At 64.8% G+C, this 11,881-nt stretch carries 9 protein-coding genes and 2 pseudogenes; 4 read left to right on the forward strand and 7 right to left on the reverse strand.

The features are described from left to right. Positions 1-92 precede the first annotated feature (92 nt). The 4 genes from ACTGJ9_RS31685 to ACTGJ9_RS31700 all read right to left on the reverse strand — a co-directional run bounded on the left by ACTGJ9_RS31685 (position 93) and on the right by ACTGJ9_RS31700 (position 4,143). Entirely contained in the window at positions 93-701 is a 609-nt protein-coding gene (locus ACTGJ9_RS31685) for a TIGR03809 family protein (RefSeq protein WP_456674247.1), read from the reverse strand. Positions 702-1,179: 478 nt separating this feature from the next. Then, positions 1,180-2,868, reverse strand: a complete 1,689-nt coding sequence (locus ACTGJ9_RS31690) for a S8 family serine peptidase (RefSeq protein WP_456674248.1) — start codon at positions 2,866-2,868, stop codon at positions 1,180-1,182. Between the two features lie 16 nt (positions 2,869-2,884). Then, complete coding sequence (locus ACTGJ9_RS31695) at positions 2,885-3,577, reverse strand: hypothetical protein (protein WP_456674249.1); 693 nt, start codon at positions 3,575-3,577, stop codon at positions 2,885-2,887. Next, on the reverse strand, positions 3,574-4,143 hold the full coding sequence (locus tag ACTGJ9_RS31700; RefSeq protein ID WP_456674250.1) for a sigma-70 family RNA polymerase sigma factor: 570 nt from the start codon (positions 4,141-4,143) through the stop codon (positions 3,574-3,576). Before ACTGJ9_RS31700 ends, ACTGJ9_RS31695 begins: the two co-directional genes overlap by 4 nt. A 428-nt stretch (positions 4,144-4,571) precedes the next feature. On the opposite strand from ACTGJ9_RS31700, the gene ACTGJ9_RS31705 reads away from it, so the two are divergent. Together ACTGJ9_RS31705 and ACTGJ9_RS31710 are read left to right on the forward strand one after the other, a co-directional pair. Continuing rightward, on the forward strand, positions 4,572-5,729 hold the full coding sequence (locus ACTGJ9_RS31705) for a GGDEF domain-containing protein (protein ID WP_456674251.1): 1,158 nt from the start codon (positions 4,572-4,574) through the stop codon (positions 5,727-5,729). A 60-nt stretch (positions 5,730-5,789) separates the two neighbouring features. After that, positions 5,790-6,893 (forward strand): DUF2336 domain-containing protein, encoded by a 1,104-nt coding sequence (locus ACTGJ9_RS31710; RefSeq protein WP_456674252.1) that lies wholly within the window; start codon positions 5,790-5,792, stop codon positions 6,891-6,893. Here the strand turns inward: ACTGJ9_RS31710 and ACTGJ9_RS31715 are convergent. Further along, a pseudogene (locus tag ACTGJ9_RS31715) lies at positions 6,890-7,527 on the reverse strand (NrsF family protein). The gene ACTGJ9_RS31710 and the pseudogene ACTGJ9_RS31715 sit on opposite strands and share 4 nt — an antisense overlap. Positions 7,528-7,529: 2 nt before the next feature. Further along, positions 7,530-8,075: a sigma-70 family RNA polymerase sigma factor gene (locus ACTGJ9_RS31720; protein ID WP_456674253.1), complete on the reverse strand. Its 546-nt coding sequence runs from the start codon at positions 8,073-8,075 to the stop codon at positions 7,530-7,532. Between the two features lie 285 nt (positions 8,076-8,360). On the opposite strand from ACTGJ9_RS31720, the gene ACTGJ9_RS31725 reads away from it, so the two are divergent. Next, positions 8,361-9,041: a hypothetical protein gene (locus ACTGJ9_RS31725; RefSeq protein WP_456674254.1), complete on the forward strand. Its 681-nt coding sequence runs from the start codon at positions 8,361-8,363 to the stop codon at positions 9,039-9,041. A 140-nt stretch (positions 9,042-9,181) separates the two neighbouring features. Continuing rightward, positions 9,182-9,961, forward strand: a complete 780-nt coding sequence (locus ACTGJ9_RS31730; protein WP_456674255.1) for an enoyl-CoA hydratase — start codon at positions 9,182-9,184, stop codon at positions 9,959-9,961. Between the two features lie 3 nt (positions 9,962-9,964). On the opposite strand, the pseudogene ACTGJ9_RS31735 reads toward ACTGJ9_RS31730, so the two are convergent. Further along, positions 9,965-11,838: pseudogene (locus tag ACTGJ9_RS31735) on the reverse strand (acetyl-CoA hydrolase/transferase C-terminal domain-containing protein). Between the last annotated feature and the right edge of the window lie 43 nt (positions 11,839-11,881).

Consider the following 11,881-nt stretch of genomic DNA (forward strand, 5'->3'; position numbering starts at 1 on the left):
CCATCGAGGCTCCCCACGCGGCGCGGTGCGCCACGTGTCTCGCACATCAGGATGACGGGATTGGACAGGGGGACGCGACGGAAACGTCACCCCTAAAACGCGTTCCGCAGCAGCGGGTACTTCGCCTCGATGCCGTCGAGGCTGAAGGTGAATTCGACCACGCGCTCGGGGGCCGCGACGATTTCGGCGGCGGGCGGCGAGAAGGTCTGCAGAAACGAGGCGATCGATGCCATCGGCGCAGGCGGAGCGGCCGGCGCCATCCGAGCGACCGGTGCAGTTGGGGCGACCGGTGCAATCGGGGCTTCGACGATTTCGGCGAGCACGTCCAGCTTGGACTCGAGGCTGACCGGAACGGCGGTCTCGGGCGCGATGTGCACGGCCTTGGGCTGCAGGGTCTGGGGCTGCATGGTCTGGGCCTGCTCGCGCGGAAACACGCGCGGCATGGTCGCGGGTGACCAGCCGAATGTGGAGGTTACGCTCGCGGCAGCCGCGGCGACGTCCCCGCCATTCGCAAGGGCGCGCCAGGTCTGGACCGCACGCTTGGCTTCCTGGATGTTTTCGAGGAATGCGAGCTCGGAGTGATAGCGGCGCCAGCGTCCGGTCTCGAACATTTCAGAGAGATGTTCCAGCCGCTGTTCAGCGAGAGCGCACCAGCGTGCTGCAAGCTCGCGGCTTCCAGCCGCGCTTTGGCGATGAGTCATAAGTCAGCCCGTCAGGAGAAAATACGGACGCGACGCAACGCACACGAATCAATTTAGAAACGACATGAATATTTTGTGGAAAAGTTTTGACTTGTCCAGCAACGACACCGCTGTCGACACGAAAAACCGTAGTCGTGCGGAGTTTTCAGGGCTTTTCGAGTCAAGCTCCCCACAAGCATAGCGGACTTGCCACGTGCCGCTGCGGAGTCGTCACGGCGATCGCGCCCGCGGTCCCAATGGCAAACTGATCCAGCAGCACGCTTCAAAGAATGGGATGCCAAAAAGAAAAGACCCGTCCGGGGGACAACCGGACGGGTCGAGCCATATGGGCGCTTGGGGTGGATGGGCGCTCGCGCCTAATATGACTGATGGGGAGGGATGACCGCTCCCACATAAATTGGTCGTGGCAGCCGGCCGAACGTTCAAAGCAGCGTTCGAAATTTTGACCTTTGGCCGGCGAGCAACGTTGTCGCAGGCGCTATCGCGCCGCCGGTCTATCCACCTGAGAAATCGTGGATTTATCGCTCGCGCCCGACAGCGACGGCTGCTCGATCGCGCGGATGCCGAGGTCGTCGCGGCGCTTCTCGGCATCTTCACGTTTAGTTGTACCGGAGGCAGCTGCGACCGGCGTCGTGCTGTCGGGCGGAACGGCCATGACCGCAGCGAACGCATCGGGCTCACCGTCGCCGAAGAGATCATCCCGCCCGGGTGAACCGAGGTCACGCGCGGTCTTCGACAGCGTCATGCGCAGCGCTTCCGGCTTCAGGGAATAGTTGCGCTCGAGCAGCAAGGCCGCGACGCCGGAGACATAGGCCGCCGAGAACGAGGTGCCCGACGTCATCTGGTATTTGCCATCCGGCGCCGGCAGGAAGATGTCCACGCCCGGCGCCGCCAGCGCGATGTAATTTCCCCGGTTGGACGCAGTGAACAGCTTGTCCTGCTGGTCGGCCGCACTGACCGCGATCACGTTGGGATTGGCGGCAGGATAAAGCGGCGGCGATTTGGCGCCGGCATTGCCGGCGGCCGCGATCAGCACCAGGCCGCGTGCGGCAGTTGCCGCGATCGCACGCTCGATCACGGCATCCTTCGGACCGGCAAAGCTCATATTGACGATCTGGGCACCATGCTCGGCTGCGTAGTTGAGCGAGCGCAGGACGATGTAGGACGAGCTCTCGGCGCTGCCGTTGGTGCCGCCGAAGGCGCGAATGGCGATGATGCGCGCTTCCGGCGCGCCGCCCATCAGCTTCGCATGCGCCACGATGGCCCCCGCAACGCCGGTGCCGTGGATATGGGGGCCCTCGCTGCTGCCGAGCGCGTCGAAATTGTCGGCAATGGAGTTGGCGAGTTCGGGGTGTTTGCCATCGATGCCGGAATCGATCACGGCGACCGTGACATTGGCGCCGTGCGCCAGCGTATGGGCCTGCGGCAGGCGCAGCTTTGACAGCGCATATTGCGCCGGATCGCCCTCGGTCGGCACCGCCGACTTCTGGTCCTGGAGCACGTAGCGGAAGTTCGGCTGGAGCGAGCGCACGCTGCTGTCGGCGGCAAATTCGCGCCGCACCGTCTCATATGGCCGGCCATCGGCGATGCGGAACAGGCCGACCGTGGCCCCGATCAGCGGAAAGCTTTCCGAAGAGACGCGCGTCAAGCCGTGGCGCCGCGCGAGCTCGTCGGCCGCGGACAGCGACAGCGCATCGTCGATCTCGGCCACGAACTCGTTGGCGAAGCTGCGCAGATTGACGGCGACCGGCGTATTATTGCCCCGCCCTTTGCCGGCGCTCTTCCTGGCCGATTTGCCGGAGCCGCCGCCGCTTCCGTTTGCCTGTGCCAGGCACTCGCCGTCGGCGTCGCGATAGGCTGCCGTGCAGGCCGGGTAGAGGTTCGGCGAGTAGCGCGCATAGGGCAGCACAGGCGTCGAACCGATCCGTGCCGTGGAGATATGCGGGATGGCGGGGGCAACGCGTGGACCGTGATCGACGCTCATCACCCTGGCTGCGACACCTGGAGAGATCGTCGGCGTCCGTGAGGGAACGCTGATGGCCGGCGTGCGCATGATCGCCTGGGCGTGCGCCCCCTCAATAGCGAGGCAGGCGGCGAGCAGGAGTGCGACTCCGGCCGACGAAGCGTAGGCCCCGGCTCGCAACTGACCCTCGGACTTGCGCGTCATTGGTGCAGCGGCGCGGCTAAGGCGCCGCCACGGCGAGATTGACGAACTTCTCACGCTGCATCCTGCCGAGCAGCGCAGTGAGCTCGTCCCGGCTCATCGCCTTGTCGAATTGCAGGCGGAACATGCCACCCTTGGCATCGCCGATGATCGAGGCCTGGTAGCTGTCGAGCAGCGTGGTGATGTCGGCGACGCGCGCCTCGGGCGTGAAGCGCACCAGCGCCCGCGAAGGTGCTGCCGCGCCGAGATCGCGCGTGATCGGCGCGCCGGTCGAGAGCGATGCGGTCTGGAAGGTCGAGGTCTGGGTCTTCATCAACACGGCGCCGATGATGCCGGCCTGGAGCAGCAGCGCGATGGCGCCAAGGCTCGCCGACCAGGCGAGCGTGCGCGGTGACAGACTGGCGAAGAAGGTGGCAACGCGCGCCGACAACGGCAGCGAACGGGTCGCCCGCGCCGGCTCGGCGTCAATCGCGGCGAACAGCTTCTGCATCGCACGCGCCGACGGAGCGCCCAGGCTCTCGTTCAAGTGAATAGTCTCTTCGTATTCGCCGCGGATCGCCGCATATTGCCTGGCGAGCGCCGGATCGCTGGCGAGCGCTTCTTCGACGCGGCGAGCATCGCGGGCATTCAGCGTGCCGGCAGCGTGCCACGGCAGCAGCAATTCAATTTCACCGGGCTCTTGCTGCAGCATCTTCTTGCTCAACGCCATCATGGCCAGCCTCGCTCAATGCCGGCTGCCTTCAGCAGTTCGGCCAGTTTCTTGCGCGCATAGAACAAGCGCGTCTTCACGGTGTTCTCCGGGATCCCGACGATCTCGGCCACCTCTTCCACGGACTTCTCGTGGTAGTAGACGAGATCGACGATTTCCCGATGGTCCGGCGAGAGGCCCGTCAGACACTCGCGCAACGCTTCACTGGTATTCTTCTTCTGAACCGCCGTCTCCGGATTGTCGGACGAATCCTCGATCGCATTGGCGGCCTCGTCGTCCAGCTCAAAATCCTTTCGGCGCCGGAGCGCAGACAGGGCCTTGAATCGGGTGATTGCCAGTAGCCAGGTGGGAACGGCAGATCGGCCCTCGAACTTGCCGGCTTGACGCCAGACGTCGAGAAATACCTCGCTGATGAGGTCTTCCGCCGCCTGCTCGTCCCGCACGAGCCTGAGCCCGAACCTGTAAACCCTGACATGGTGCCGCCCGTACAGCACCTGCATGGCGAGCCGGTCACCTCGGGCGATCCTGGCGATGAGGACCTCGTCCGTAGCCGCCTGTGTCACGCTCAAAGGCCGTCTCGCAAAGTTTGTCGGGTCGATGCGGGGGACGGTTCGACGGGAGGGACGAAATTCTTCAGTTTACTGCAGTCATACGGGGATCTGTGTGATCTACCCCACACAAGTGCAATTTCCTTGTCCCACCCGCGTCCGTCGGCAGCTTCTCTCCTGAACGGTAACATAATAAGGAAACTCTCTTGCGGACTTGCCGTGAGCCGGTCCATTCGGCCCCGGTCGGGTCTGGTCCATAACACGGCCCGTGCACCTTATGTCGCACGAGGCCGGTTTTGGTCCGCGATATCGAGCCTAACTGGCTGCGAAATTCCGCGCTGCACGAACCACTCATCCGTGCTGCGTTCCCCGGACTCGTGCAAAAGGATACCAAACCTAAAGGCTTGCCATGTAGATTTTTTCGGCTGACATCCACCATTGGCGGGACCATGAGCACGGCCGCGACGTCCTTTCCGGAGAGGAATGCCGCAGAGGTCGCGGATCTCGTCCTCGCACCCGAAGCGGCCGCATCGCAGACGCTGGCGCGGCGGATTCGGCAGCGCCGGCAGATGTATATCGGCCAGGTCGCGAGCTATTCGCTCGGCGCCTTTGTCCTGTTGCTCTACGCCTGTGACGGCGCCGTCCACATCAACGTTCCGTCGCTGTTCTGGGTCGGCGGCCTCCTGATCATCGGCAGCTTCGTCGTGATGTCGGAGGCCGGCATCGGCGACAAGCACACCGACCATTATCTCACGGTATTCCAGATTTCGGCGCATATGGCGCTGCAGTTCATATTCCTGGTCTCGGTGCCGACGCTTGGGATCGCTTTCATCAGCGTGCTGTTCCTGATCTTCGCGTTCGGCACGCTGCGCATGACCTCGGCCCAGGCGATGCTGACATGGGCGCTCGCCTCCGCCGCGCTTGCGGCCGTGTTCCTCGGCTCGGACCTGCCGATCGGCATGCCCGTGGCAACACGGCTGCAGCGGACCGCCTCGATGCTGTGCTTCATGCTGGTGATTGGCCAATGCGCCTTCCTCGGCCTGTTCGGCGCCACGCTGCGCAAGATCCTGTACCGGCGCAGCATCGAGCTGAAAGACGCTTATCGGCGCATCGAGGAGCTCGCCGAGCTCGACGAGCTGACCGGCTCCTACAACCGCCGCTGCATCATGCGACTTCTCGACGTAGAGATGGAAAAGGCGCGGCAGGCGGCCGCACCTTGCGCCATCGCACTGATCGATCTTGACTGGTTCAAGCGCATCAACGACGCCTACGGCCATCCCGTCGGCGACGAGGTGCTGCGCACTTTCGCCATTACCATCTTCGCCAACATCCGGCCCGAGGACCGTTTCGGCCGCTATGGCGGCGAAGAGTTCCTGCTGCTGCTGCCCGGCGCCGCAAGCGAGGCAGCTTCGCGGATGCTCGATCGGCTGCGCAGCATCGTCGCCGAGCTCGACTGGAGCGCATTCTCGCCCGGCATGAGCGTGACCATTTCCGCCGGCGTCGTGACGCTACGCAACAATGATACTGCCGACACATTTCTCGCGCGCGCCGACAGCGCGCTCTATTCCGCCAAGGCACAAGGCCGCAACCGCATTGCAACGAGCTGACCAATCCATTTGCCGGCGCGTGAGAATACGCCGCCGGTCCAATCGCTCCAGGACAGGGCTATGAGAACCAAAACCGCCACATCATCCGAAAACCTGCTCGACGAATTGCAGTCCGCGCTCTCGCACGGCACCGTCGCGCGCCGGGTCGAGGCGCTGCGCCGGGTCACCGACCTCTTCATCAACAACGCGGTGGATTATTCCGACGACCATGTCCGCGTCTTCGACGACGTCTTCCAGTGCCTGATCGATCGGATCGAGACCTCGGCGAAAGCGTTGCTCGCCGAGCGCCTCGCGCCGATCCCGGCCGCACCGCCCAAAATCATGCGCACGCTCGCGCTCGATGAGGTGATCGAGGTCGCCGGTCCGGTGCTGACGAAGTCGGAGCGGCTGGACGAGACGACCCTGATCGAGATCGCGCACAGCAAGGGCCAGGCCCACCTCAAGGCGATCTCGCTGCGGCGGGTGCTGTCGGAGGCGCTGACCGACGTGCTGGTGGCGCGCGGCAACGAAGACGTGGTGCAGTCGACCGTCAGCAATCCGGGCGCGCAGCTCTCCGAGGGCAGCCTCACCGATCTCGTCGCCCGCGCCGAGCGCGACGATGACCTCGCCGCCTGCATCGGCCTGCGGCCCGACCTGCCGCGCCATCATTTTCTGAAGCTGATCGCCAAGGCCTCCCTGAGCGTGCGCAGGAAGCTGGAGGCCGCCCATCCGGAGCTTACCGACGAAGTGTCGAGCGTGGTCCAGGAAGCCGCGCAGCGGGTCCGCGCCGCCGCCATGAGCCGGCAGACCGAGATGGCCCGCGCGCTGGTGAAGTCACTCCATGACGACGGTCGTCTCAACGAATTCCAGGTCACGACCTTCGCCGAACAGGGCAAGTTCGATGAGACCAATGCGGGGCTCGCAGCGCTCGCCGGCGTTGCCGTGGAGACCGCCGAGAACATGATGATCGAGAACCGGACCGAGGGCGTGATGATCCTCGCCAAGGTCGCCGGCATGCAATGGTCGAGCGTGCGCGCGATCATCGCCATGCGCGAAAAGCTCTCCGGCGGCTCGCAGACCGAGATACTGACGCTGCGCGATACCTACGAGGCTCTGCGCAGTTCGACGGCGCAGCAGGTGCTGCGCTTTCACCGCATGCAGCGGGGTGCGACGTCCGCGGATTAATACCGCAGCACCCTCGAGCCAACGGCGGCGCCGGTCGCGGTCACGACCGCGGTCGCGATCGTGTACCAGGTCGCGACGAACAGCGGCGAGTCGTCCGTGCAGTGCGAGGCATAGAGCGTGGCGGCGAGCCCGGCCGACAACAGGCCGGCGAGCGCGCCGGCCAATGCCGGCCGCGACGGCGCGCCGTGGCGCAGACCGAACAGGGCGCCGGCGAGCAGCGGCAGCGACATCGCGGGAATCGCCAGCATGCACCACCGCGAGTTCTTGCCGACGAGCCGCATCGTCATCGGCATCGCCGGCGCCATCATCGCCTCGCTGCCGATCGCGACCGCAAGCAGCCCGACGGGGAGCAGCAGGAGCCAGCCCCAGCCGCGCATCAAGGCTTCGGGCCGCGACAGATGCAGGCTGATGATGATCGCAGGGATCGCGAGCGACAGCGTAACCGCGAACTTCATGTCGAAGAACGGATTGTGCATGGCGCTCATCACATCCGGCCGCACGCCCAGGAATGTCGCGAAGATCAGGATGGACAACGGCGACGCCACCAGAAGTGCCATGGTCAGCATCGCGCCGACACGGGGGCGCGATGGGTGTTATCGGCCGCAAGACTACAAATGAGTTGATCGGTATCCATGACTAGCGGTCCCGTAGTTTAGCAGTCAGGGCCGAAAGCCCCCGATGCAGTGCGACCCGCACGGCACCTTCGCTCATCGAGAATTTTGCCGCCGTATCCTTGATCGAGGCGCTGTCGACCGCGATCGACTGCAGCACGTCACGCTGGCGCTGCGGCAGGGTATTGATCTGCGCGGTGACCTCACCCGCGGAGGCCGTCTCCTGCGGCGTCTCACCGGGCAGCGTCTCGGCGAAATCGTCGATGTTGATGAAGACGCGCCGGCCGCGGCGCCGGAGCGCATCGATCAGCTTGTTGCGGCCGATCGCGAACAGCCAGGGAGCGAAAGGCGCTTCGCTGTCCCAGGTGTGCCGCTTGAGATGCACCGCCAACAAAATCTCCTGCACGATATCCTCGGCCTGATCGGGAGGCTGCCCGGCCCTCGCCAGGCCGCGCCTCGCGGCAGCGCGCAGCACCGGCGTGATCGCCCGCAACAGGCGATGATACGCCGCATCATCGCCTGCCATGGCCGACCGCATCAGGCCGGTCCATTCGTCCTCACGTCCGCGCACGCGCGCCCCTCACCATTGCAATTCGGCCGCTCTTTCAATTTGTTACGTCGGGAACCGGGAGATCACGAAGTCGTGATAAACGCTGGACTTGCCCGAAGCAGCCGCAGAACTCTGTCAGCGCTCATAGCACCGATCGGTCCCTGCCGCATCCGGCCACCGCTGTACCCAACCGATTTGCCCCGGTTTTGCCCGGTGTGGCCCGAAGATTCCCCTTTTTGCCCCGCTGTGGTCATGGGCCGGGGTCTCTGTTCGCCGCGGGACGGGCGAATTGGGGAGATCGTCAACATGATGAAAGCCAGCGGACGCGCGGCATTGGCCGTTCTGACCGGACTATTGCTGCTGTTTGGAGCTTCAGTGCAGGCCGCGCCGAGCTCTGCGGGCACGAAGCCGGATGGCGCAGGCAAACAGGCCGAAGCAGTCAACCCGGGCAAGCAGCGACACCATTCGTCGCGCAGCCACACCGACGGCAAGGCGGCGCAGAAATCCGACGACAAGGCCGACAAGACTGACAAGGCGGATGCCACGCCGCAGGCCGACAAGGCCAAGGCTGGCAAAGAGGCCAGCACCGACGTCCCGGCCTCGAGCCAGATGCCTCCGGAAGTCACCAATGCGAACGCGCAGTTCGCCGCGACCGACACGCCGCCTGCGGCCGCAGCCTCGGCGATGACCGGCCGCGCCAACGACAATGTGCAGGCCGCGGCCGACAGTCCCGCCGCGCCCGGCGCCGACAACCAGGTGGTCCCGCCGGACCAGCTCAACGACCTCGATCGCGCCTTGCAACAGGACAATCCGCCGGTGCAGAAGGCGGTGGTTGCTGCAACCGACGCGCAGCCGCGTCCGGCGCCGGTGATGGCAAGCAGCCAGCCGAACTCGGCTTGGGACCAGAGCTCCCTGATCGGCAAGATCTTCATTGGCGTCGGCACGCTGCTGACACTGGCCTCCGCCGCGCGCATGTTCATGGCCTAGGTCTTTCTTGACCTAAATGTCGTCCCAACGGCACATATCGGGGGCGCGCGCTGTGCGCGCGTCCCGGGGGCTCTTGGCCCCCTTGAAGGCATCCGCGCGAGCAGGCACATTGCCTGCTCAATCAAAAGCGTGGGTGGAGCATGAGCACGTTCGAACACATCATCGTCGAAAGCAAAGGCGCGGTCGGCATCATCAAGCTGAACCGGCCGAAGATGCTCAACGCGCTCTCCTTCGGCGTCTTTCGCGAGATTGCCGCCGCCGTCGACGATCTCGAAGCGGATGACGCCATCGGCTGTATCGTCGTAACCGGCAGCGAGAAGGCCTTTGCCGCCGGCGCCGACATCAAGGAGATGCAGCCGAAGGGTTTCATCGACATGTTCTCCGAGGATTTCGCCGCGATCGGCGGCGATCGCATCGCACGTTGCCGCAAGCCGACCATTGCGGCGGTCGCCGGCTATGCGCTCGGCGGCGGCTGCGAGCTCGCGATGATGTGCGACTTCATCATCGCCGCCGACACCGCCAAGTTCGGTCAGCCCGAGATCACGCTCGGCACCATCCCCGGCATCGGCGGCACCCAGCGCCTGACCCGCGCGATCGGCAAGTCCAAGGCGATGGATCTCTGCCTCACCGGCCGCATGATGGATGCGGCGGAAGCCGAACGCAGCGGCCTCGTCAGCCGTATCGTGCCGGCCGACAAGCTGCTGGACGAAACCATGGCGGCCGCCGAGAAGATTGCCGCGATGTCACGCCCCGCCGTCGCAATGGCTAAGGAAGCGGTCAATCGCGCGTTCGAGACCACCCTCGCCGAAGGCATGAGCGTCGAGCGCAATCTGTTCCACTCGACGTTCGCGCTCGAAGACCGCTCCGAGGGCATGGCCGCGTTCATCGAGAAGCGCAAGCCGGTGAACAAGAATCGCTAGGATCTACGTAGTGCGGCTCTGCGCGAGGGCCGCGCTGACGAGCGCGCGATAGAAGCGCTCCGGCCAAGTCTTCAAACCAAGGGTTTTGGGGCGGTCAAGGCCGAGGCGTGCAAGACACGCCTCGTCGGCCGCATCGGGCTTTCGCATCAATCCCTGCCACAGCAAGCCTGCCAGTGCGCGGGATGAATGTTGCGCGCTCCGGAGAATCTCCAGCGCCGGAATCAGGCGCTGCTCCACCTCGGTGAAATCGCAGCCGAACGGGAACGACGGCAAGAGCCCGGCGTCGCGTGCGGGCTTGAGCGCTGCAGCGATCCGCTCGGGATGATTTTCGCGGTGGATTGCCGGAATGTCGTAGCCCCGCGGCAGTTTGCCGGCGTCCTTCGCAACCCGCGCCAGTTCGTCCTGGAAGCGCGAGTCAGCGATCTCGAGCATGGCCGCGATCACATCGGCGTCCGACTTTCCCTTGAGATCGGCAACGCCGTATTCGGTGACGAAGACATCGCGCAGATGGCGCGGAATCGTCTCGTGTCCGTAGCGCCAGAGAATGTTGGATTTCAGTGCACGGCCGGCTTGCCGCGTCGCTTCGAGCGTCAGCACCGATCGCGCACCGCGAAGCGCGAAGGCCTGCGCCACGAAATTGTATTGGCCGCCGACACCGCTCACCACCTGGCCGTTCTCGAGCCCGTCTGAGACGGCGGCGCCGAGCAGCGTCGCCATCATCGTGTTGTTGATGAAGCGTGCATCGACGCGATCGCTGCGCTTCCGATCCTCCTCGCCATAGAGCTCGTTCGTGAACGACACCGGCATCATCCGGATACGCGCGATCTGGTCCGGCGGCATTTCGCGCAACGCGCGATAGAAGGATTTCGGACCGAGAAAGAAAGCGCCGTGCAGCACCACGCCATCGACGGCGCGCATGAGAATACCGGCGTCGATCAGGCCGATGAACGCCTCGGTCACCATCTCGCTGACACCGTAGAGGCCGGCATCGAAGGCGCCGGCATCCTGCGCAACGGCTGGTCGCGCCGGAGACAGCCGCGTGACGACATCCTGAAACGCTGCGCTATTGCGATGGCGCAGGATCAGGCCCTGCGCGAGCGCATCGCCGATCTGTCCGATGCCGATCTGAAGCGTCCCGCCGTCGCGCACGAGGGATGCCGCGTTCAGGCCGATCGCGTATTTGGTGTTGGAGATCGGCTCCGACGGCGGGGCAACAAGGGAAAATCGGTCGCAGTGCTCTCCAGCACGGCGCTGAACTCGTCGGCTGAAAGATCGCCAGGGCCCGGCATGAACGGCAGCTCGGAATTCACCTGCGCGATCAGCTTGAACGACCCACGTCCGGCGCGGCGCTCACGCAGCACATCCAATGTCGTATCGGTGTTGCAGGACAGGCTGTAGCGCGGCACGCCATCGACGACCCGCTTGGCGACCAGTTGTGTCACGACGTTCATCCCGCGCGCCAGCAGGTAGCTTGCGGCGTGGGTGTAGTTGGCCGAGATGTAATTCTGCTGCGCCGCCGGCACATGCAGCCAGCGTCCGGCAAGAAAGAAGAATTCGACGACTTTGATGTTGGGCGGCAACCGATTTTCGCGCAGCGCATCGGCATAGGCCAGATCGGGATACAATCCGAACAGGCGGTCGATCACGGGCGTGATGAACCGATGCTCGATCAGACCCTTCGGTCGCGGCTTTTCCAGTGTCAGCGCGGACAGCAATGTCAGCTTGATGTAAGGATCGGCGCAGGCCCGCGCGTAGAGGGCGTTGACGACGTGATTGGCCTTGCCGAGGCCGAGTGGCAGACCGACCATCAGATCGGTTCCGACGTCGCGAATGATCTCCTCCGCAAGCGCATCGGGATCGGAGAAGAATTTCGGCATCATCCGTGGGTCCGGACCGCATTGCAAAGGCGCCCGACGGAAT

It is taken from the genome of Bradyrhizobium sp. RDM12, from assembly GCF_051917485.1.
Taxonomy (GTDB): Bacteria; Pseudomonadota; Alphaproteobacteria; order Rhizobiales; family Xanthobacteraceae; genus Bradyrhizobium.

What these genes read in the sequence shown, in the direction of transcription:
- ACTGJ9_RS31685 (WP_456674247.1), bottom strand. Translation starts at nt 701, where the DNA reads ATGACTCATCGCCAAAGCGCGGCTGGAAGCCGCGAGCTTGCAGCACGC.
- ACTGJ9_RS31690 (WP_456674248.1), bottom strand. Translation starts at nt 2,868, where the DNA reads ATGACGCGCAAGTCCGAGGGTCAGTTGCGAGCCGGGGCCTACGCTTCG.
- ACTGJ9_RS31695 (WP_456674249.1), bottom strand. Translation starts at nt 3,577, where the DNA reads ATGATGGCGTTGAGCAAGAAGATGCTGCAGCAAGAGCCCGGTGAAATT.
- ACTGJ9_RS31705 (WP_456674251.1), top strand. Translation starts at nt 4,572, where the DNA reads ATGAGCACGGCCGCGACGTCCTTTCCGGAGAGGAATGCCGCAGAGGTC.
- ACTGJ9_RS31710 (WP_456674252.1), top strand. Translation starts at nt 5,790, where the DNA reads ATGAGAACCAAAACCGCCACATCATCCGAAAACCTGCTCGACGAATTG.
- ACTGJ9_RS31725 (WP_456674254.1), top strand. Translation starts at nt 8,361, where the DNA reads ATGATGAAAGCCAGCGGACGCGCGGCATTGGCCGTTCTGACCGGACTA.
- ACTGJ9_RS31730 (WP_456674255.1), top strand. Translation starts at nt 9,182, where the DNA reads ATGAGCACGTTCGAACACATCATCGTCGAAAGCAAAGGCGCGGTCGGC.